20 protein-coding genes and 1 tRNA gene are annotated in these 21454 nt (G+C 63.4%); 13 read left to right on the forward strand and 8 right to left on the reverse strand.

Annotated features, from left to right (window positions below; translation table 11 throughout):
- Positions 1-49: 49 nt before the first annotated feature.
- Entirely contained in the window at positions 50-856 is an 807-nt protein-coding gene (locus IRZ77_RS13995) for an HDOD domain-containing protein (RefSeq protein ID WP_015271603.1), read from the forward strand.
- A 127-nt stretch (positions 857-983) separates the two neighbouring features.
- Here IRZ77_RS13995 and IRZ77_RS14000 read toward each other — a convergent pair whose 3' ends face one another.
- Complete coding sequence (locus tag IRZ77_RS14000; RefSeq protein ID WP_025340432.1) at positions 984-2363, reverse strand: sensor histidine kinase; 1380 nt, start codon at positions 2361-2363, stop codon at positions 984-986.
- A complete protein-coding gene (locus IRZ77_RS14005; protein ID WP_046614793.1) occupies positions 2356-3027 on the reverse strand; it encodes a response regulator in 672 nt (223 codons plus the stop codon). Before IRZ77_RS14005 ends, IRZ77_RS14000 begins: the two co-directional genes overlap by 8 nt.
- Positions 3028-3226: 199 nt before the next feature.
- On the opposite strand from IRZ77_RS14005, the gene IRZ77_RS14010 reads away from it, so the two are divergent.
- From IRZ77_RS14010 to IRZ77_RS14030, 5 genes are all read left to right on the forward strand, one after another.
- Positions 3227-4516: an OprD family porin gene (locus IRZ77_RS14010; protein WP_108481304.1), complete on the forward strand. Its 1290-nt coding sequence runs from the start codon at positions 3227-3229 to the stop codon at positions 4514-4516.
- A 46-nt stretch (positions 4517-4562) separates the two neighbouring features.
- On the forward strand, positions 4563-5543 hold the full coding sequence (locus IRZ77_RS14015) for a Bug family tripartite tricarboxylate transporter substrate binding protein (protein WP_025340435.1): 981 nt from the start codon (positions 4563-4565) through the stop codon (positions 5541-5543).
- Positions 5544-5680: 137 nt separating this feature from the next.
- Positions 5681-6139: a tripartite tricarboxylate transporter TctB family protein gene (locus tag IRZ77_RS14020; protein WP_046614795.1), complete on the forward strand. Its 459-nt coding sequence runs from the start codon at positions 5681-5683 to the stop codon at positions 6137-6139.
- Positions 6140-6142: 3 nt separating this feature from the next.
- Positions 6143-7657: a tripartite tricarboxylate transporter permease gene (locus tag IRZ77_RS14025; RefSeq protein ID WP_196173702.1), complete on the forward strand. Its 1515-nt coding sequence runs from the start codon at positions 6143-6145 to the stop codon at positions 7655-7657.
- Complete coding sequence (locus IRZ77_RS14030; protein WP_196173704.1) at positions 7650-8681, forward strand: AbrB family transcriptional regulator; 1032 nt, start codon at positions 7650-7652, stop codon at positions 8679-8681. The genes IRZ77_RS14025 and IRZ77_RS14030 overlap by 8 nt, the downstream gene beginning before the upstream one ends.
- A gap of 120 nt (positions 8682-8801) precedes the next feature.
- Here IRZ77_RS14030 and ung read toward each other — a convergent pair whose 3' ends face one another.
- A complete protein-coding gene (gene ung, locus IRZ77_RS14035) occupies positions 8802-9494 on the reverse strand; it encodes a uracil-DNA glycosylase (RefSeq protein WP_046614798.1) in 693 nt (230 codons plus the stop codon).
- A 126-nt stretch (positions 9495-9620) separates the two neighbouring features.
- On the opposite strand from ung, the gene IRZ77_RS14040 reads away from it, so the two are divergent.
- Entirely contained in the window at positions 9621-10727 is a 1107-nt protein-coding gene (locus IRZ77_RS14040) for an enoyl-CoA hydratase/isomerase family protein (RefSeq protein WP_085601591.1), read from the forward strand.
- 147 nt (positions 10728-10874) lie between these two features.
- On the opposite strand, the gene IRZ77_RS14045 is transcribed toward IRZ77_RS14040, so the two are convergent.
- On the reverse strand, positions 10875-11327 hold the full coding sequence (locus IRZ77_RS14045) for a hypothetical protein (RefSeq protein WP_046614800.1): 453 nt from the start codon (positions 11325-11327) through the stop codon (positions 10875-10877).
- A 143-nt stretch (positions 11328-11470) separates the two neighbouring features.
- On the opposite strand from IRZ77_RS14045, the gene IRZ77_RS14050 reads away from it, so the two are divergent.
- The 6 genes from IRZ77_RS14050 to IRZ77_RS14075 all read left to right on the forward strand — a co-directional run bounded on the left by IRZ77_RS14050 (position 11471) and on the right by IRZ77_RS14075 (position 16901).
- On the forward strand, positions 11471-11683 hold the full coding sequence (locus tag IRZ77_RS14050; protein WP_015271611.1) for a cysteine-rich CWC family protein: 213 nt from the start codon (positions 11471-11473) through the stop codon (positions 11681-11683).
- 9 nt (positions 11684-11692) lie between these two features.
- Entirely contained in the window at positions 11693-12385 is a 693-nt protein-coding gene (locus IRZ77_RS14055) for a pseudouridine synthase (protein WP_085601593.1), read from the forward strand.
- A 350-nt stretch (positions 12386-12735) separates the two neighbouring features.
- Positions 12736-13623, forward strand: coding sequence for a (R)-3-hydroxydecanoyl-ACP:CoA transacylase (gene phaG / locus IRZ77_RS14060; RefSeq protein ID WP_108481301.1), 888 nt, complete (start codon positions 12736-12738; stop codon positions 13621-13623).
- Positions 13624-13734: 111 nt separating this feature from the next.
- Positions 13735-13808 (forward strand) — tRNA-Gly (locus IRZ77_RS14065).
- A 159-nt stretch (positions 13809-13967) separates the two neighbouring features.
- Positions 13968-15674: a SulP family inorganic anion transporter gene (locus IRZ77_RS14070; RefSeq protein ID WP_085601594.1), complete on the forward strand. Its 1707-nt coding sequence runs from the start codon at positions 13968-13970 to the stop codon at positions 15672-15674.
- Positions 15675-15890: 216 nt separating this feature from the next.
- The gene (locus IRZ77_RS14075; RefSeq protein ID WP_135001482.1) at positions 15891-16901 is read left to right on the forward strand and encodes a DUF4917 family protein; all 1011 of its coding nucleotides are present in this window, start codon (positions 15891-15893) and stop codon (positions 16899-16901) included.
- 84 nt (positions 16902-16985) lie between these two features.
- On the opposite strand, the gene IRZ77_RS14080 is transcribed toward IRZ77_RS14075, so the two are convergent.
- From IRZ77_RS14080 to IRZ77_RS14095, 4 genes are read right to left on the reverse strand one after another with little or no spacing between them, the layout of a single operon-like run.
- The gene (locus IRZ77_RS14080) at positions 16986-18029 is read right to left on the reverse strand and encodes a tetratricopeptide repeat protein (RefSeq protein WP_135001483.1); all 1044 of its coding nucleotides are present in this window, start codon (positions 18027-18029) and stop codon (positions 16986-16988) included.
- A 1-nt stretch (position 18030) separates the two neighbouring features.
- Positions 18031-18999 (reverse strand): type II secretion system F family protein, encoded by a 969-nt coding sequence (locus tag IRZ77_RS14085; RefSeq protein ID WP_135001484.1) that lies wholly within the window; start codon positions 18997-18999, stop codon positions 18031-18033.
- A 26-nt stretch (positions 19000-19025) separates the two neighbouring features.
- On the reverse strand, positions 19026-20012 hold the full coding sequence (locus tag IRZ77_RS14090) for a type II secretion system F family protein (protein ID WP_135001485.1): 987 nt from the start codon (positions 20010-20012) through the stop codon (positions 19026-19028).
- On the reverse strand, positions 20009-21451 hold the full coding sequence (locus tag IRZ77_RS14095) for a CpaF family protein (protein ID WP_046614807.1): 1443 nt from the start codon (positions 21449-21451) through the stop codon (positions 20009-20011). The genes IRZ77_RS14090 and IRZ77_RS14095 overlap by 4 nt, the downstream gene beginning before the upstream one ends.
- Positions 21452-21454 lie beyond the last annotated feature (3 nt).

Here is a 21454-nt window from a genome sequence, read left to right on the forward strand (position 1 = left end):
TGCCCCGCCCACATGGCGGGGCCGCACCACCACTGCGGTAGACACGCCCATGAACAAGCTGGCCGAGATGGTTCAAGCACAGTTGCTCGATGCCATCGAAAAGGATGACCTGGTCCTGCCGACCCTGCCCGAGGTTGCCTTGAGCATCCGCGAGGCGGCGGAAGACAGTGAGATCAGCGTGGCGGCCCTGAGCAAGGTGATCGGTCGCGATGCGGCCCTTTCAGCGCGCCTGATCAAGGTCGTCAACAGCCCGCTGCTGCGCGCGGCGGTCGAGGTCACCGATTTGCACACCGCCATCACGCGGCTGGGCATCAACTACAGCTGCAACCTGGCCATTGGCCTGGTAATCGAGCAGATTTTCCACGCTCGTGCGCCGGCGGTGGAACAGAAGTTACGGGATATCTGGGCCAACAGCCTGGATGTGGCGGGCATCAGCTACGAAATCTGCCGGCGTTTTACGCAGCTCAAGCCCGACCAGGCTACCCTCGGTGGGCTGGTCAACCAGATTGGTGCACTACCGGTGCTGATCTATGCCGAAGAGCACAACGAACTGTTGTCCGACCCGGTGTGCCTGCACTATGTGATCGAGCAGATCCAGCCGGTGCTGGGTGACAAGATCCTCAAGGCCTGGGAGTTTCCGGAGCAACTGGTCAACCTGCCGAGCCAGGTGCAGGACCTGGACCGGCAGACAGACAAGATCGACTACATCGACATCGTGCAGATCGCCCGCTGCATCAGCCAGCGCGGGCGCCACCGGCCGCTGGCGGCACTACCGGCATACCGCCACTTGGGCCTGCCGTACGGCACCGAGCTGGAAGTGGGTGAACTGATCGAGGCGCGGAGCATGTTGCGCTGACCGGTGTCAGCCTGTGCCGGCCTCTTCGCGGGTAAACCCGCTCCCACAGGTATAGCGTAGCCTTCTGCAGCGGCGCGGTCCCTGTGGGAGCGGGTTCACCCGCGAAAGGGCCGGTACAGGCATCACATCAATCCGCGATAAAACTCACCCTCACCCGCAACCCGCCCTTCGCACCGTCATGCAGGCTCACCTGTGCCAGGTGCGCCCGGCAGATCTCGCCGACAATCGCCAAGCCAAGCCCACTGCCCTGCGCACTTCGCCGGTAGAAGCGCTCGAACACCCGCTCACGCTCGGCCTCGGGAATCCCCGGCCCGTCGTCCTCCACCTCAAGCACCGCCGGCGCCAACACTCGCAAGATCACGTTGCCGCCAGCCGGCGTATGCGCCAAGGCATTGTCCACCAGGTTGCTCAACAGCTCGTTGAGCAGCGTCGGCTCGCCCTTCAGCCACACCGGCGCCTCGGCCTCCAGGGCCAGCGCCACCCCGCGCTTGTGCGCCAGCGGTGCCATGGCCATGCCCAGTTCACGAGCCAACTGGCTCAGATCCAGGCGCTGCGCACCGCCTTCGGCAATCGCCCGCGCACCGTTCTCGACCCGCGCCAGCGACAGCAGCTGGTTGGCCAGGTGGGTCAGCCGATCAGTGCCCTGGGCCGCCGACTCCAGCGTCTGCCGCCACTCCTGCGGCTCGGCCGAACGCAGGCCCAGCTCGACCCGCGCCTTCAGCGCTGCCAGTGGCGTGCGCAACTCGTGGGCGGCGTCGGCGATGAACTGCGCCTGGCGCTCGAACTGGCCGCGCAAACGCTCGGTGAAATGGTTCAGAGCCCGCACCAGCGGGCCCAGCTCACGCTGCACCTGGACCACCGGCAAGGCCCGCAGGTCGTCCGGTTGGCGCTCTTCCACCGCCGTGCGCAGGCGCTCCAGCGGCCGCAACGCGGCACTCACGGCAAACCACACCATCACCAGCGCGCCCAGCGCCAGCATCCCCAGGCGCAGCAGGGTATCGGCCATCAAGCCTCGGGCCATGCGCACCCGCGCTTCCTCGGTCTCGGCCACGCGGATTTCCGCCATGCCGTTCATGTTCGGCTCGCTCACAGGCTTCAGCAGGCTGACCACGCGCACGTCCTGGCCCAGGTAGGTGGCGTTGTAGAACCGCGCCAGCGCCGGGTAATCGTCGGTACGCGGCGTGCCCGGCGGCGGCGCTGGCAGGTTCTCGTAGCCGGAAATCAGCCGCTGCTGGATGTCCAGCACCTGGTAGTAGATGCGCCCGGCACTGTCGTAGGCGAAGGTGTCCAGGGCCACGTAGGGCACATCCGCGCTCAACGAACCGTCACGCTGGGACAGGCCTGCGGCAATGGTCCTTGCGGAGGCAAGCAGGGTTCGGTCGTAGGCGGTATCGGCGGCCTCGCGGCCGTTCCAATAAGCGCTCAGGCCACTGGCCAGCATCAACACCACCAGCAGCAAGGCCAGGTTGCCGAGCAAGCGCCCGCGCAGGCTGCCGTTGTCACGCATCGCGGTGCTCAAGCAGGTAGCCCAGGCCACGGAAGGTGACGATGGCCACCGGGTGGCCGTCGAGCTTCTTGCGCAGGCGGTGGATGTAGATTTCGATGGCGTCGGGGCTGGCTTCTTCGTCCAGGCCGAACACCTGGGCGGCCAGTTGCTCCTTGCTCATCACCCGGCCCGGGCGGGCGATCAGCGCTTCCAGTACGCTCTGTTCGCGCGAGGTCAGGGTCAGGTTTTCGCCACCCAGGGTGAAGCGCCGGATGTCCAGGTCGTACACCAGCGGCCCGCAGCGTTGCTGACGCTCGCCACCGAGCACGCTGCGCCGCAGCAGGGCCTTGACCCGTGCTTCCAGTTCGGTCAGCTCGAACGGCTTGGCCAGGTAGTCGTCGGCGCCCAGGTTCAGGCCGTGGACCCGGTCCTTGACGTCGCTGCGCGCGGTCAGCATCAGCACCGGCAGGGTCTTGCCACGGCTGCGCAGGCGCGCCAGCACCTCGAAGCCATCCATGCGCGGCAAGCCGACATCCAGCACCGCCACGGCGTATTCCTCGCTGGCCAGGGCCAGGTCAGCGGCCACGCCGTCATGCAGCACATCCACGGTCAGGCCATGGCTTTTCAAGGCCTGGGCCACGCTTTCGGCCAGTTGCAGGTGGTCTTCGACCAACAGCACACGCATCGGATTCTCCCTGCTCGGGTGGGACGGTGGCGCGGAGTGTACCGCTGTCGGCAGGCCTGTGAAGCCCTGTCGACAAACCTTTCACGCTGAAAGGTTAGCGAAAGGTTGGTTACCTAGCATCGCACCACGGTCGCCCTTCGCGCCGAAAAAAGCACCAGCAAGGTGCAACGAATAAGAACAATAAACGGAGCCATCAGTGATGCTGTCATCGCAGCCGCAGGCCTTCGCGCCTACCCGTTCCTTTGCCGCACGCCCCTCCGCCATCGCCAGCGCCCTTGCGCTTGCCGGTGTCGCCCCGATGAGCCAGGCCGCCTTCTTCGAAGACAGCACGGCCACCTTCGAAACCCGCAACATGTACTTCAACCGCGATTTCCGCGACGGCACCAGTGCGCAGCAATCCAAGCGCGACGAGTGGGCCCAGGGCTTCATGCTCAACTTCGAGTCTGGCTACACCGATGGCACCGTGGGCTTCGGCCTGGATGCGCTGGGCATGCTCGGCATCAAGCTCGACTCCAGCCCTGACCGCACCGACACCGGCCTGCTGCCGACCCACGATGACGGCAAGGCCGCCGACGAGTACTCCAAGCTCGGCCTGACCGGCAAGGTGAAGGTGTCGCAGACCGAACTGAAGATCGGCACGCTGATCCCCGAACTGCCGACCCTGCAACCCAACGATGGGCGCATCCTGCCGCAAACCTTCGAAGGTGGCCTGCTCACCTCGAAGGAGGTCAAGGGCCTGACCTTCACCGGCGGCCGACTGGAAAAGGCCAAGGACCGCAACGACACAAACTGGGAAGACCTGGCCCTGAACAACAAGAACGGCCGCTTCGGTGGCTCGTTCAGCGCCGACAACCTGGACCTGGCCGGCCTCGACTACCAGTTCACCGATCGCATCACCGGCAGCTACCACTTTGCCCAGCTCGACGATATCTACCGCCAGCACTTCATCGGCATGGTCGCCACCCAGCCATGGGGCCCGGGCACCTTCGGCGCCGACCTGCGCCTGGCGGTGAGTGACGACGCCGGCGCCGCCAAGGCCGGCAACATCGACAACACCACCGTCAACGGCATGCTCAGCTACGCCCTTGGCGGGCACAAGGTCAGCGCCGCCTGGCAGCAGCTGTCAGGCGACAGCGCCTTCCCGTACGTCGATGGTGCCGACCCCTACCTGGTCAACTTCGTCCAGATCAACGACTTCGCCGGCGCCGACGAGCGCTCCTGGCAGGCGCGCTACGACTACAACTTCGCCGCACTCGGCCTGCCCGGCCTGACCTTCATGACCCGCTACATCAGCGGCGACAACGTCAGCCGCGCGGCCGGTGGCGAGGGCAAGGAGTGGGAACGCAACACCGAACTGAAGTACGTGGTACAAAGCGGCCCGTTGAAGAACGTCGCCGTGCGCCTGCGCAACGCTACCTTCCGCTCCAACTTCGCCCGCGACGCGGACGAAGTGCGGCTGCTGGTTAGCTACAGCGTGGCGCTGTGGTAACCCCATAGCGATAACTTGATAACAACAACGCTCACGGAGATAGACGATGACCTTTTCACTGCGCCGCCTCGTCCTCGCTACCGGCTGCCTGCTGTTGGCCGGCAACGCCCTCGCTGCCGAACCGAAACGCCCCGAATGCATTGCCCCCGCCTCGCCCGGCGGCGGCTTCGACCTGACCTGCAAGCTGGTGCAAAGCGCCCTGGTGCAGGAAAAGATCCTCACCAAGCCGATGCGCGTCACCTACATGCCCGGCGGTGTCGGTGCGGTGGCCTACAACGCCGTGGTCGCCCAGCGCCCGGCCGATGCCGGCACCCTGGTGGCCTGGTCCAGCGGCTCGCTGCTGAACCTGGCCCAGGGCAAGTTCGGCCGCTTCGACGAGAACGCGGTGAAATGGCTGGCCGCCGTCGGCACCAGCTACGGCGCCATCGCAGTGAAAAGCGACTCGCCGTACAAGACCCTCGACGACCTGGTAGCAGCGTTGAAGAAAGACCCGAGCAAGGTAGTGATCGGCTCCGGCGGTACCGTCGGCAGCCAGGACTGGATGCAGACCGCCCTGATCGCCAAGGCCGCCGGCATCAACCCGCGTGACCTGCGCTACGTAGCCCTGGAAGGCGGCGGCGAAATCGCCACTGCGTTGCTGGGCGGGCATATCCAGGTAGGCTCGACCGACATCTCCGACTCGATGCCGCACATTCAGAGCGGCAACATGCGCATCCTCGCGGTGTTCTCGGAAAACCGCCTGGACGAGCCCGAGATGAAAGACATCCCCACCGCCAAGGAACAGGGCTACGACATCGTCTGGCCGGTGGTACGCGGTTTCTACCTGGGACCAAAGGTGAGCGACGAGGACTACGCCTGGTGGAAACAGTCATTCGACAAGATGCTGGCCTCGGAAGACTTCGCCAAGCTGCGTGACCAGCGCGAACTGTTCCCCTTCGCCATGACCGGTGCAGAGCTGGACGGCTATGTGAAGAAGCAAGTGGCTGACTACAAGGCACTGGCCAGGGAGTTTGGCCTGATCCAGTAAGCCGCCACCGCCCTTTCACCGACCCTGTGGGAGCGGGCGCGCCCGCGAAGAAGACACCGCGGTGCCTGGCACCGGCGTTGCCGGTGTTCGCGGTCATGCCCGCTCCCACAAGGTCCGTGCTCAATGAGGACTCTCTGATGATCCTGCAACGCATCTTCGCCCTGGCCCTGCTGGCGGTGTGCGCCGCCCTGGCCGTGATGGCCTGGCCTTACCAGGCGGCGTTTTCCTATGAACCGGTGGGCCCGCGCGCCTACCCGCTGCTGATGCTCGGCCTGCTGGGCCTGGGCCTGCTGTACCTGGTGTTCCGCCCCACACCCATCGTGCGCAAGGACGACGAGCCGGAACTGGACCGCGAAACCCTGATCAAGATCACCGCCTGCGTCGGCCTGCTGATCGTTTTCGCCAGCACCTTCGAAGCCCTGGGCTTCATCCTCAGCGCCATCCTGGTCGGCGTGCCCATGGCCCGCCTGTATGGTGGCCGCTGGCTGCACAGTGCCATCGTGGTAGTGGGCATGAGCCTGTTCCTCTACTGGCTGTTCGACCGTGTGATGGACGTGCCCCTGCCCCTTGGCCTGCTGAGCGTACTGGAGAACTGACACATGGATACCTTGAGCTACCTGGGCCAGGGCTTCGGCGTCGCCCTGTCCCCCTACAACCTGGTCACCGCCCTCACCGGTACGCTGATCGGTACCGTGGTCGGCCTGCTGCCGGGCCTGGGCCCGATCAACGGCGTGGCATTGCTGATTCCCATCGCCTTCGCCCTCGGCCTGCCGCCGGAGTCGGCGCTGATCCTGCTGGCGGCGGTATACCTGGGCTGCGAGTACGGTGGGCGCATCAGTTCGATCCTCCTGAACATCCCCGGCGAAGCCTCGACCGTGATGACCACCCTCGATGGCTACCCGATGGCCCGCAATGGGCTGGCTGGCGTAGCGCTGTCGCTGTCGGCCTGGAGTTCGTTCATCGGTGCGCTGATCGCCACCTGCGGCATGGTGCTGTTCGCCCCGCTGCTGGCGAAATGGGCAATCGCCTTCGGCCCGGCGGAGTACTTCGTGCTGATGGTGTTCGCCATCGTCGCCCTCGGCGGCATGGCCGGCGACAAGCCGTTGAAAACCTTCATTGCCGCACTGATCGGCCTGTTCCTGTCGGCGGTCGGCATCGATGCCAACAGTGGCGTGTACCGCTTCACCGGCGACAGCGTGCACCTGGCCGACGGCATCCAGTTCGTGGTGCTGGTGCTGGGCCTGTTCTCCATCAGCGAAATCCTCCTGCTGCTGGAAAAGACCCACCATGGCCACCAGGCAGTCAAGGCCACCGGGCGCATGCTGTTCAACTTCAAGGAAGCGGCCTCGGTATTCGTGGTCAACATCCGCTGCGGCCTGCTGGGCTTCATCATGGGTGTGCTGCCTGGCGCCGGTGCAACACTGGCCAGCGCCGTGGCCTACATGACCGAAAAACGCCTGGCAGGTGACAAGGGCAAGTTCGGCAAGGGCGACGCCCGTGGCCTGGCCGCCCCGGAAACCGCTATCGGCGCCTCCTGCTGTGGCGCCCTGGTACCGATGCTGACCCTGGGTGTACCCGGCTCGGGCACCACTGCGGTGATGATCGGCGCACTGACCTTGTACAACATCACCCCAGGCCCACTGCTGTTCGAACAGCAGCCAGACATCGTCTGGGGCCTGATTGCCTCGCTGTTCATCGCCAACATCATGCTGGTAATCCTGAACATCCCGATGATCCGCATCTTCACCCGCATCCTCGCCGTGCCGAACTGGGCGCTGGTGCCGGTGATCGCCATTATCACGGGGATCGGGGTGTACGCCGTGCATGCCACCACCTTCGACCTGTTCCTGATGGTCGGCATCGGCATCATGGGCTATATCCTGCGCAAGCTGGACTTCCCGCTGTCGCCGATCCTGCTCGGCTTCATCCTCGGTGGGCTGATGGAACAGAACCTGCGCAGGGCGCTGTCGATCTCCAACGGCGAACTGGGCATCCTCTGGTCGAGCCCGATCAGCATGTCGGTATGGGTACTGACCATTTGCATGCTGACCCTGCCGCTGCTGCGCACCTGGCGCAAACGCAGCCAGCAGCGCCGGGCGATGGCCGATGCCTGATCGCTCGTTGCCGTTATTTGTCACGACCGGGCTGGTCGGCCTCGCTGGCGGTTTTGCCGCCAGCAAGGTCGGCTGGCCTTTGCCGTGGATGGTCGGCTCGCTGCTGGCGATCATCCTGGTACGCTGCCTGACACCCTGGCAGTTGCCGGAAATCCCCAATGGCCGTAAATGCGGGCAGTGGATCATCGGCATCGGTATCGGCCTGCACTTCACCCCGGCGGTGATCGAGCAGGTGGCCAGCCATTTCGCACTGATCTTCTTCGGCGCCCTGTTCACCACCCTGTCCAGCGTGATCAGCGTATGGCTGTTGCGACGCAGCGGTGAAGACCGTGCCACGGCGTTCTTCGCCAGCATGCCGGGCGGTTCGGGGGAGATGGTCAACCTTGGCGCGCGCAATGGCGCGGCGCTCAGCCAGGTGGCTGCGGCGCAGAGCCTGCGCGTACTGGCGGTGGTACTGTGCGTGCCGGCGCTGTTCAAGTTCCTGCTGGGTGACGGGGTGCCGCTGAATCACACCGGCACTGTGAGCTGGGGCTGGGTGGCGCTGATTGCGCCGCTGGGCGTTGCCGTCGCCCTGCTCTGGCAGCGCTTGCGCCAGCCCAACCCATGGCTGTTCGGGCCATTGCTGGTGGCAGCCACCGTGAGCCTGGCGGGCAACCTGCAGATAACCCTGCCCAATGGCGCCAGCCAGATCGGCCAGTGGTTGATCGGCAGTGGCCTGGCCTGCCACTTCAACCGCGCGTTCTTTCGCCGTGCACCGTCTTTTCTGGGACTTACCCTGGTGGCCACGGCGTTGTGCATGGCGATTGCCGGCAGCGCCGCTTGGGTATTGAGCGTGATGAGCGCGCTGGACCTGCGTTCACTGACGTTGGGGATGATGCCGGGCGGAATTGCCGAGATGAGCCTGACGGCAGAGACACTGCAGTTGTCGGTGCCGCTGGTGACGGCGCTGCAGGTGATGCGCTTGTTGTTCGTGCTGTTTCTGGCAGAGCCGTTGTTCCGGGTGTGGAACACCAACTCGGAATAATCGCGTCGCCTGCTTCGCGGGCTTGCCCGCTCCCACAGGTACTGCATCGCCCTCAATGCAGGCGCTATCCCTGTGGGAGCGGGCAAGCCCGCGAAGCAGGCGACGCGTTCTTTCAGGTGATCACAGCGGCGGCAACGCCCAGTTGATCGGCGCCAGCCCACGCTGCTCGAGGAAACTGTTGGCCCGGCTGAAATGCCCGCACCCCAGGAACCCACGGTAAGCCGACAACGGCGATGGGTGCACCGACTTCAGCACCAGGTGCTTGGTCCCGTCGATCAGCTTCTGCTTGCTCTGCGCATGCGAGCCCCACAGCAGGAACACCACGTTCGGGCACTGCTCGCTGACCACCTGGATGATCCGGTCGGTAAAGAACTCCCAGCCTTTCTTGGCATGCGACGCGGCATTGGCGCGCTCCACGGTCATGGTCGTGTTGAGCAACAGCACGCCCTGCTCGGCCCAACTCTGCAGGTAGCCATGGTTGGCAATCGGGATGTTCAGGTCGCGCTGCAGTTCCTTGTAGATGTTGACCAGCGACGGTGGCGTGGCCACCCCCGGCTGCACCGAGAAGCACAGGCCGTGCGCCTGGCCCGGCCCGTGGTACGGGTCCTGGCCGAGAATGACCACCTTCACCTGGTCCAGCGGTGTCGAGTTCAGCGCATTGAAGATCAACGGCCCTGGCGGGTAGATCTCTTTGCCGGCGGCGTACTCGCTGCGCAGGAACTCGCGCAACTGATGCATGTAGGGCTGGTCGAATTCGGCGCGCAAGGCGGCCTTCCAGCTGGGTTCGAGTTTGATGCGATCGTCGTCAGTCATGGGGCCTTCCATAAACAATGGCGCGACACTAGGTAAGCCCTTCACGCTTGTCAAACGATCCGACCGACGACCGGCATGTTCGGCCAGGCAAGCCATACTTGTCCGATGACTTGCGCGAGGTAGTCCATGGCCATTCATTGCGAGGTACTCACCGGCGCCGACGGCGCCCGCATCGGCATCGCCACCCTGGATGCGCCCAAGGCGCTCAATGCCCTTAACCTGCCGATGATCGAGATATTGGGCGAACAGTTGCACGCCTGGGCTCGCGACCCGGGGATCGTCTGCGTACTACTGCGCGGCAACGGTGCCAAGGCCTTCTGTGCCGGCGGCGATGTACGTGCGCTGGCGCAGGCCTGCCGCGACCACCCCGGCAGCGTACCTCCGCTGGCCGCCACCTTCTTCGCCGCCGAATACCGCCTGGACTTTGCCCTGCACACCTACCCCAAGCCGCTGCTGTGCTGGGGGCACGGTCATGTGCTGGGCGGCGGCATGGGCCTGCTGCAGGGCGCCAATGTACGTATCGTCACCCCCAGCAGTCGGCTGGCCATGCCGGAAATCAGCATCGGCCTGTACCCGGACGTGGGCGCCAGCTGGTTCCTTGCCCGCCTGCCGGGCAAGCTGGGGTTGTTCCTCGGCCTGACAGGCGCGCCGATCAATGCCCACGACGCCTTGGACCTGGGCCTGGCCGACCGCTTTCTGGGTGAGTACCAGCAAGAGGCGCTGATCGAGGAACTGCTGCAACTGAACTGGCAGGAACAGACCGCCCTGCAACTGAACAGCCTGCTAAAGGCCGAACAGCACCGCGCCTGCGCCGAGTTGCCCGAGGCCCAGTGGCTGCCACGGCGACAGATGATCGATCAGTTGCTCGACGTGGCCGACGCAGCCGCCGCCTGGCGTGCGCTGGAGGGGCTCAAGCACCACGACGACCCGCTGCTTGCAGAGGCCGGCCAACGGTTGCATCAAGGTTGCCCGCTTACCGCACACCTGGTGTGGGAACAGATCCGCCGGGCACGGCACCTGTCGTTGGCGCAGGTGTTCCAGATGGAATACAGCATGAGCCTGAACTGCTGCCGCCACCCGGAATTCAGCGAAGGCGTGCGTGCGCGCCTGCTGGACAAGGACAACCAGCCGCACTGGCACTGGCCCGATGTGGCGCAGGTGCCGGCGGCGGTGGTCGAAGCGCATTTTGCCAAGGCGTGGGAGGGGCGGCATCCGCTGGCGGATCTTGGGTAGCTTCGAGAAGCTGGGGCTGCCTTGCAGCCCATCGCGACACAAGGCCGCTCCTACAGCTACAGCGATGATTTCCAATGCTGCGCCGTACCTGTGGAAGCGGCCTTGCGTCGCGAAAGGGGCACACCGCGCCCCCGATTTTCAATTTACCTACCGCTGCCAGTTCCCTCCTTGCCCATGCCCACGCCGCCCGTCCCCGCGCCGGTCACCATCCCCCCGCCCGTTGGAGTGCCAACGGTCATTCTGCTGGTAGCGCTGGCTGCCACCGCGATAATCATGGCGGTCCCGGTCGCGCCCATAGTCGTACCGTTGGCGGTTGCCATAGTCATTGCGTGGGTTGCCATACCACTGCTTCATACCCGGCTGTGGATGAGGCCGGTAATGAGGCGCAGGCGCCGAGCGGTAGTAGTAGCGCGGCGCAGGCTGATAGTAATAACGCGGCTGCGGCGTTACGTAATAGCGGTCATAGCGGTAATAATCCGGTGACACATAGCGGTCGGAATAGTAGTGGTCCGATCGGTAATAGCCCCCGCTCTCGTAGTACGGAACGCAGGCGGAAGTCATCAGCCCCAGCAGGGCGATCAACAGTATTCGATAGGACATGGCGGCCTCCTGGACCGCTGGAGTGCCCGAACAGCGGCGCTGGCGAGCATCGATGCGAAATGCGATCATCGACATTGAATAAGACATTGCCGCCAAGGTGCAGTGCCATTTCTGCAACAATTTGATACAGGTGAGCGGCAGCCATGCCCGACAACCAGCACTGCCCCGCTTGTGGCGCCCTCAACCAGTGCAGCCTGGCCGACCCGCGCCGGGCCACCCAGGCCTGCTGGTGTTACAGCGTGACCATCGACCCTGCCGTGCTCGAGGCACTGCCCGCCGAGCTGCGCGACAAAGCCTGCCTGTGCCCGCGCTGCGCCGCCGTCGAAGAGCAACTTCGCTCCCCCGCTTCCGACTGACCGTTTGCCATGCGCCTCGACCGTTTCCTCGCCAACCTGCCCAGCCACAACCGTCAGCAAGTCCGCCTGATGCTGGCGCAACGCCGCGTTCGGTTGAATGGCCAGGTAGTCAGCGACCCGCTGGCCGAAGTGCGCGAATTCAGCCGCGTGGAGCTGGACGACCAACTGCTGCAGGCTGGCCGCCCGGCGCGCTACCTGATGCTGCACAAGCCCACTGGCTGCGTAAGCGCCACACAGGACCCGCAACACCGCACCGTGCTCGACCTGCTGCCCGCCGCATTGCGTGAGGACCTGCACATCGCGGGGCGCCTGGATTTCAATACCACCGGCCTGATGATCCTGACCAACGATGGCCAATGGTCACGGCGGCTTACCCAGCCCGCGACCAAGCTGCCCAAACACTATCTGGTGGAAACCGAGGACGAGATTGGCGAGCACTATGTGGCCAAGTTTCTCGAAGGCTTCTACTTCGCCTTCGAAAACCTCACCACCCTGCCCGCCCAGCTGGACATCCTCGGGCCGCGCCAGGCGCGGCTGGCGATCGTCGAAGGGCGCTATCACCAGGTGAAGCGCATGTTCGGCCATTTCGATAACAAGGTGGTGGGGTTGCATCGGGAGAGCATGGGGGCGATTCGGCTGGACCCAGGGTTGGCGCCAGGGGCGTTTCGTGAGCTCACGGCGGATGAAATAGCCACGGTCTAGTCAGACTGTTCCGGCCGCACGGGGTGCGTCATACGACCGCTCAGCGACAAAAGTCACATTTCCCCCCGAACGGCACTTGCGGGATCCCCGACGCACTGCTTGAATCCAAATCGTCAGTCTGCATGTGACTATAAAGTCACGCCCGCATTCGAAGACACCTTTTGCCGGCCACCCAGGGCCTTGATGCCTTGGGGCACGGCAAATTGCCCCACCAAAAACAATACCGTCGACGCACGTGCCAAGGATCGACACAGGGCCCCCCGGTTTCTCTTCAGGCAAATGCCTACCTGTCATAAAGAACGTGCACCCTAGGTGACGCGAATACCCTTTTTGCGCCAGGAGTCGATGACATGAGGCCAGAAATCGCTGTACTTGATATCCAAGGTCAGTATCGGGTTTACACGGAGTTCTATCGCGCTGATGCGGCCGAGAATACGATCATCCTGATCAATGGCTCGCTGGCCACCACGGCCTCGTTCGCCCAGACGGTACGTAACCTGCACCCGCAGTTCAACGTGGTACTGTTCGACCAGCCATATGCGGGCAAATCCAAGCCACACAATCGCCAGGAACGCTTTATCAGCAAGGAGACCGAAGCGCATATCCTCCTCGAGCTGATCGAGCACTTCCAGGCAGACCACGTGATGTCGTTCTCGTGGGGTGGCGCAAGTACGCTGCTGGCGCTGGCGCACCAACCGCGTGGCGTGAAGAAGGCTGTGGTGAGTTCTTTCTCGCCGGTGATCAACGAACCGATGCGCGACTATCTGGACCGTGGTTGCAAGTACCTGGCCGCCTGTGACCGCTATCAGGTCGGCAACCTGGTCAACGACACCATCGGCAAGCACCTGCCGTCACTGTTCAAGCGCTTCAACTACCGGCACGTCAGCAGCCTGGACAGCCACGAGTACGCGCAGATGCACTTCCATATCAACGAAGTGCTGCAGCACGACCTGGAACGGGCTTTGAACGGCGCGCGCAATATCGACATTCCAGTGCTGTTCATAAACGGCGAGCGCGACGAGTACACCACGGTCGAAGATGCCCGGCAGTTCAGCAGGCATGTGGGCAAGAGCCAGTTCAGCGTGATCCGTGACGCGGGCCACTTCCTCGACATGGAAAACAAGACCGCCTGCGAGGACACCCGCAGTGTCTTGCTCGGCTTCCTCAAGCCGACCGTGCGCGAGCCTCGTCACCGCTACCAGCACGTACAGCAGGGGCAGCATGCATTGGCCATCTGAGCGCATCGGCGCCCTGTAGCTGATACCCGCAGGCTATGGGGTGCCGACAAGCTTTTTTATAACTTGGGCTTCTAATTCGTTGAGGGTTCTGGTAAAAAGTGCTGCGTAAACGCGGGTATAGTTTAGTGGCAAAACGAAAGCTTCCCAAGCTTTAGTTGAGGGTTCGATTCCCTCTACCCGCTCCACATCGTATACCCGCATGGCGTTTTCACGTCATCGCTGTCAAAAGGAGCCCAGGCTCCTTTTTTCGTTTCTCCCCCCCTTTGACCTGCCCCATGGCCATTTGCCTGCCGATCCGCTTCAATGCGTGGATGGATTAGTGAAGCATTTCGAAAGGACGACGCATGTTTCTCTCCCGCTGGCTACCGGGCCTTGCCAACCTGCTGCATTACCGCCGCGAGTGGTTCCACGCCGACTTGCAGGCCGGCCTCTCGGTGGCGGCGATCCAGATACCCATTGCCATCGCCTATGCGCAGATCGTCGGCCTGCCGCCGCAGTACGGCCTGTACGCCTGTGTGCTGCCGATGATGGTCTACGCTCTGATCGGCAGTTCGCGCCAGCTGATGGTCGGCCCCGACGCCGCCACGTGCGCGATGATCGCCGGCGCCGTGGCGCCGTTGGCCATGGGTGAACCGCACCGGATTGCCGAACTGTCGGTGATCGTCACGTTACTGGTCGGGGTAATGCTGATCGCGGCCGGCGTGGCCCGGGCCGGGTTCATCGCCAGCTTCTTCTCGCGCCCGATCCTGATCGGCTATCTCAACGGCATCGGCCTGAGCCTGATCGCCGGGCAGTTGTCCAAGGTGGTGGGATTCAAGATCGAGGGTGACGGCTTCATCCTCAGCCTGATCAACTTCTTCCAGCGCCTGGGTGAAATCCACTGGGTGACGCTGCTCATCGGCCTCGCCGCACTGGGCCTGCTGATCTGGCTGCCAAGGCGCTACCCCCGCCTGCCTGCGGCGCTGACGGTAGTGGCGCTGTTCATGCTGCTGGTCGGCCTGTTCGGCCTTGACCGCTTCGGCGTTGCCGTTCTCGGCCCGGTACCTGCCGGCATCCCGCAGCTGGCCTGGCCGCACAGCAACCTGACGGAAATGAAAAGCCTGCTGCGCGACGCCTTGGGTATCGCCACCGTCAGCTTCTGCAGCGCCATGCTTACCGCACGCAGCTTTGCCGCCCGGCACGGCTACGCGATCAACGCCAACCACGAATTCGTCGCCCTGGGCGTAAGCAACCTGGCTGCCGGTGTTTCCCAGGGCTTCGCCATCAGCGGCGCAGACTCCCGCACTGCGGTCAACGACATGGTCGGTGGCAAGAGCCAACTGGTGGGCATCATCGCCGCGCTGGTCATCGCCCTGATCCTGCTGTTCTTCACCGCACCCATGGCGTGGATCCCGCAGGCCGCGCTAGGCGCCGTGCTGCTGATGGCCGGCTGGGGGCTGATCGACATCAAGTCGCTGGGGCACATTCGCCGCCTGAGCCGCTTCGAGTTCTGGCTGTGCCTGCTGACCACGGTCGGGGTGCTGAGCCTGGGCGTACTGCCCGGTATCGTGTTTGCCGTGACCCTGGCGATCCTGCGCCTGCTTTACAGCATCTATCAGCCCACCGACGCGGTGCTGGGCTGGCTGCCGGGTACCGAAGGCCAAGTGGACATCCGCAAACACAAGGATGCCCGCACCGTGCCAGGCCTGGTGGTGTACCGCTTCGACGACGCGATCCTGTTCTTCAACGCCGACTACTTCAAGATGCGCCTGCTCGAGGCCGTGCAGAGCCAGGACCAGCCCAAGGCCGTGCTGTTCGATGCCGAAGCGGTAACCAGCATCGACGTCAGCGGTATCGCCGCCCTGCGCGAAGTGCGCGACACCCTGGCGGCTCAGGGCATTTTCTTCGCCATTGCCCGCGCCCGCGGCACCTTCCTGCGCATGCTGGTGCGCTCGGGGATGGCCCGGGAAATGGAAGACAAACTGCTGTTCGGCTCGGTTCGGGCGGGCATTCGCGCCTATCGGGTTTGGCGTAACAGGAGTCGCAGTGGGCAACGAGTTGAACAAGGTTGAAGAATTGCGTCGTAGCTACTGGCCCTATCGCCGGCAAGCCGGCTCCCACAGGTGCTGCGCTGCTCTGAAGACCTGTGGTGAAGCTGTGGGAGCTGGCTTGCCGGCGATAGAGCCAGTACAGGCTCCACAAAGCAGTTGCCTGGACACCAACCCTCGCACATCTTGCATGACATGCTAAAGTCGCCCCCGTTCCCGCTCCACCCAACGGACCCCAGCATGCCCGCACTAGACGCCACCCTCACCCCCTGGCCGGAACTCGCCGCCCGCCATCCTTGCGACGCCCTGTTGCTGGGCAACGGCGCCAGCCGTGTGCTGTGGAAGCCGTTCGGCTACTTCTCGCTGTTCGAGGAAGCGCAACGTGCCGGGCGCAAGAAAGGCCTGGCCGTCAGCGACCAGGCACTGTTCAAGTCGCTGGGGACGGAGCTGTTCGAGCCAGTGCTCAGTGCCCTCAACACCACCGTGCGCACCAATGCCGCGCTGGCCATCAACTCCACCGCGCCACTGAACCGCTACTACTCGATCAAGGAAGCGCTGATCCACGCCGTACGCACGGTGCACCTGCCTTGGCCACTCATGCCGGCCACGACCCTGGCAACCCTCAACCAGGCCCTGCGCGGCTACCGCAGCGTCTACACCAGCAACTACGACCTGCTGCTACCGTGGGCCGTGCAACACGCGCCGCACGGCTTCGCCGAACTGTTCGACGAGCAAGGCTTCTTCGACGTGCGCCGCACCAACGGCGAAGGCACGCGGGTGCTGCACCTGCATGGCGGCCTGCACCTGCTCAAGCTGCCCGACGGCACTACCCGCCAACGCAGCGCCGACAGCGCCGAACTGCTCGATGGTTTTGCCGTGAACATCCCGGGCGAAGTGCCGCTGTTCGTCAACGAAGACCGTAGCGACGAGAAACTGCGCGCCATCCGCAACTCGGATTACCTGGGCTGGTGCCTGGGGCAACTGGCGCTGGAAAACCAGGGTTTATGCCTGTTCGGGCAGCACCTGGACAGCAGTGACCAGCACCTGCTCGAAGCCATCCGGCTGGCCCGGCCGGCGCATCTGTCGATTGCCATCAGGCCGTTGAGCGAGGCATCGGTTATCAACCAGAAGCAGCATTTCGTCGATCGCTTCGTGGATATGCCGGGGACAGTGCTGCATTTCTTTGATGCCAGTACGCATCCGTTGGGGCAAGCAGCGTTGGCTATCGAAGCACCGCTACCCAACAGGTGAAGTTGATCAATCGGGGGCCGCTTTGCGGCCCCGTCAATGCTATCTGACAGGCATCAGGGCCTGCCCGCTGAACCACTAGCCCCATCAAGGCGCCGACGCGGTTGTCACCTGCACGGCCGGGCCAACTGCAATCGGCTCGGGCATCGCTACATCGCCGCCCAGCTGGCGGATTTGCCGAATCTGCTGGACCCTGTTCAGGTTTTCCCAGGCGACGGGATAGTGCCCCGGCGACAGCTCGATCGCGCTGCGGAAGAACTGCTCAGCCACATCCAGCTTGCCTTCCACCAGGCAGACATAGCCGACATCATTGCTGGCCTCTGCGCGCTTTTCGACCTGTTCGAAGGCGGACACCGCCTCCTCATAGCGCCCCATGCGAGCCAGCAGCAGCCCATAGTTGCGCCAAAGCGGTTTGTAGGTGCCGTCGTAGCTCACACCACGCTTGTACCGGAGCTCGGCATCGGCCCATTGCCCGGCCATGTAGTAGGAATACCCCAGGCTGTTCTGCACCAACGCCGAACGTGGATCGATGAGCTCGGCCAGGCGGTAGTACGTCTGCGCCTCGGCGAAGTTGTCGGCCAGATCCGCGAGCACCCCCAGCCCGTTGTAGGCCTTGAGCGGTGACTTGCTGTCGACCCTGAGCGCAGCCGCCCCTGTCTGGGTGTTGGCCGGGTCCTTGGTGAAGCGCTGCTGATCCACGGCAACTGCCTTCAACAGCATCGCCTTGGCTTGCTCATGTTTACGCATGGACAGATTCAGCAGGCCCATTTCGGTCAGGGCATCGGGGTTTTCAGGTGCCTTTCCCAGCACCTCGGTGAAGGCCATCTCGGCCAGCTGGTTATTGCCGCGTTCGCGGTGGATACGGCCAACCCAGACCAGCGCCTCATAACGTTCGGGCGCCAGCTCAAGGACGCGCAAGTACTGGTACAGCGCCTGGTCCAGGTCACCAGCCTGGTAAGCCATCGCAGCCATCTGCATCGCCTGGTCGGGCGAGTTGCTCTGCGACTGCACCTGGTAGAGCACCGAATTGCCACCGGAGTAGACAGAACGCACCCCATTCAAGTCCGACCCCGTACTCTGGCAACCCGAGAGCACGGCGATCATGGTCAACAGCAAGCTGATCCTGTTCATGTCATGGATTCCCGAACGTTTTAAGTATCCCGATGATCACCGGGCCGATGGCTACCAGAAAGAAGCTTGGCCACAGACAGAAAATTAGCGGAAAAACCAGCTTTGTTCCGATCTTCGCGCCCATTTCCTCGGCGGCCTGCATGCGCCGGTCACGAAACTCCTCGGCATAGATGCGCAAGGTAGCCGCTACGCTGGTACCGAAGCGGATACTCTGGGCCAACAGGCTGACCAGACCCTGGATGTCTTCCAGGCCGGTGCGATCTGCCAGTTGCCGGAGCGCTTCGGTACTGGAAATACCGGCGCGGATCTGCGCATTGACCAAGGCCAGTTCCTCGGCCAGCTCGGCCTGGCTGACCGCCATTTCTTCGGCCACCCGCTCGATGGCCTGAGGCAACGCCAGACCCGATTCCACGCAAACCACCATCAGGTCCAGGGCATCGGGGAAGGCTGCCCGTAATCGACCCTGCCGAGCATTTTTACGCTTGTCGACATAGATTGCCGGCAGAAGCCATCCGACGGCCGCTCCCGTGGCCACCACTCCCACGCCCATCATCAGAGAAAGGTTCGGAACCAGTGGCAGTACCAACAGCGAGACGCCTACCAGCAGCAACGGCAACAGCAAACGCACTGCCCAATACACCTGTACCGCCGACGCCGAACCATAACCCGCGTGGGTCAACAGGGTTCGAGTGGCCGACACCTGTCCATCCGTAGACGGGGTAACGCGCCGACCAACCCGCTCCAGTAGAAGCTGAAGGTTTCCTGGCGCCTCCCGCCCGGCCGCAGCGCTGGAGTGATCACGCTTGATCAGTGCAAGACGACGTTGCAGTGGGCTCTGCAGCCCCTGCACCAGTAGCGTTACGGTGATAACGGCAATGACCGTGCTTACCCCGATCGCACCGACGATCAGCAGGCGTGCCAATGCCTCGTTGTCCGTCATTCCACTCAACAAACCGAGCACATAGTCCATGACCGACGCCCCCATGCGAGAACTGCCTAAATCTGGATACGGATGATCTTACGAATCCAGAAAATCCCCACCAACATGGAGCCAAAAGCCCCCATGACCAACTTTTGCCCAGTGGGGTCCTTGATCAGCAAGGTCAGATAATCCGGGCTCGTGATAATGAGCGCTACCGCCAGCAGGAAGGGTATGGCTATCAACACCCAAGCCGACATACGCCCTTCGGCCGACATTGTCTTGATCTTGCGCTGAAAGCGAAAACGCCCGCGTATCAAACTGCTCAGCCGCTCAAGTACTTCCGTCAGGTTGCCGCCGGTCTCACGATGAATGAGGATTGAGGTGACCAGCATCATCACTGTCATGCTTGGCATCCGCTCCAGCAGGCCGAGCATGGCCCGGCGCACATCATTACCGTAGTTGATATCGGCGAAGGTCAGGCCGAACTCATGCGCCACCGGCCCCTTGTGTTCATCTGCCACCAGGCGCAGGGTTTCATTGAAAGGGTGCCCGGCGCGCAACGCCCGGCACATGGCTTCCAGCGCATCCGGCAGGCCCTCTTCGAACTTGGCGAAACGCTTGCCACGGTCACGGGTAATTTTTAGCAGCGGCAGCCAGAACGCCATGAACGCTGCCGCCAGCGCCAGCCACCAGTAAGGAAAGAATATCCAGGCCAGCATCCCGGCAGCTGCTGCCAGCGCCACTCCCAGCAGCATTACCCTATAGGCCCGATATTCATGCCCGGCCTGCTCGATCATTTGCGTCAGCGTCGCCATGAAGGGCAACTGCTCGAGCCGCGCCTCCAGCGGCGACAAGCGTGTCAGGTACTTCTGCCGCAGCACGGTCTGCATGTTCGGCAAATGGCTTGCCCGCTCCAGGAGCACGAGTCGACTGCGGATACGCTTGCGTACCTTGCCCGCCTCGCCGAACACCGGCACCACCAAACCTTGGCTGAGGAGAAATACGGCGACGAATACCATGCCAAGAAATATCAGGATGTATTCAACGGGTATCTGGCTCATGGCTGGCGAGCCTCCATCCATTCAGGCCTGAACATCGTCAGCGGCAACTCGATCCCGCGCTTGGCCAAAGAATCGCGAAACGCCGGGACCATGCCACTTGGCCGGAAGTCACCAAGCACCTGGCCCTGCTCGCCCACACCATTGCGGACAAAAGAGAAGATCTCGGTCATGGTGATGATTTCACCTTCCATGCCGTTGATCTCCTGCACACTGACCAACCGCCGCTTGCCGTCTTCCTGGCGCTCCAGCTGGATCACCACATCGATGGCCGATGCGATCTGCTGGCGCATGGCCTTGATCGGGAATGTAGCGCCAGACATCAAGACCATGTTCTCGACCCGGCCCAATGCATCGCGCGCGGTGTTGGCGTGGATGGTAGTCAGTGAGCCATCGTGCCCGGTGTTCATCGCCGTCAGCATGTCCAGCGCCTCGGCACCACGCACCTCACCGATCACGATACGGTCTGGGCGCATCCGCAGGCTGTTGCGCACCAGCTCACGCTGGCCAACCTCCCCCCGCCCCTCGATGTTCGCCGGCCGTGTTTCCAGTCGCACCACATGCGGTTGCTGCAGTTGCAGCTCGGCCGAGTCTTCGATGGTGACGATGCGCTCGTTATGCGGAATGAAACTGGACAGCACATTGAGCATGGTGGTCTTGCCGCAGCCGGTGCCACCAGAGATCAACACGTTCAGCCGGCCTCGCACGATCGCCTTGAGCAGCAACGCGATGGCTGGGGTCATGGCACCGGCCTGGATCAGGCTGTCGACATTGAGCAGGTCCACCGCAAAGCGGCGTATCGAGATACTTGGCCCGTCGATGGCCAGCGGCGGGATGATCGCATTGACCCGCGAACCGTCCTTGAGGCGTGCATCGACCAACGGCGAAGACTCGTCGATACGCCGGCCCAGGCTGGAGACGATGCGGTCGATGATGTTCAGCAGGTGCTGATCGTCGCGAAAACGCACATCGGTGCGCTGCAACTTGCCGAACCGTTCGACGTACACCGAGTCATGGCCGTTGACCAGGATATCGGACACCGTGTGATCGGCCAGCAGCGGCTCCAGCGGGCCAAGGCCAAGCACTTCGTCGGTGATCTGCTTGATGATCAACTGGCGGCTGGCAGAGCTCACCGGTGCCGAATGCTCATCGAGCAGACGCTGGCAGATATCGCGGATCTGCCGCACGGCCTCGGCCTGCTCGAGCGAATCGAGCAAGGACAGGTCCATGACCTTGAGCAGTTGCTGATAGATTTTTTCCCGCCACTCGGCTTCCACCGAGGTGACCTGGCTTTTCGTTTCAAACAGAACATCCGGTGCCGAATGTTCCCACGCCATCAGCGCCTCTGCCGGGTCCTTAGCGCCGCCGCCCTGCTTCGACGGCGTCGATGCCTCGGGGGTGACTGCCTGTTTGCGCAAACGGTTACGGAAATCGCTAAGCATGGT

Origin of the sequence: Pseudomonas pudica (assembly GCF_015680405.1) — a bacterium.
Lineage (GTDB): Bacteria > Pseudomonadota > Gammaproteobacteria > Pseudomonadales > Pseudomonadaceae > Aquipseudomonas > Aquipseudomonas pudica.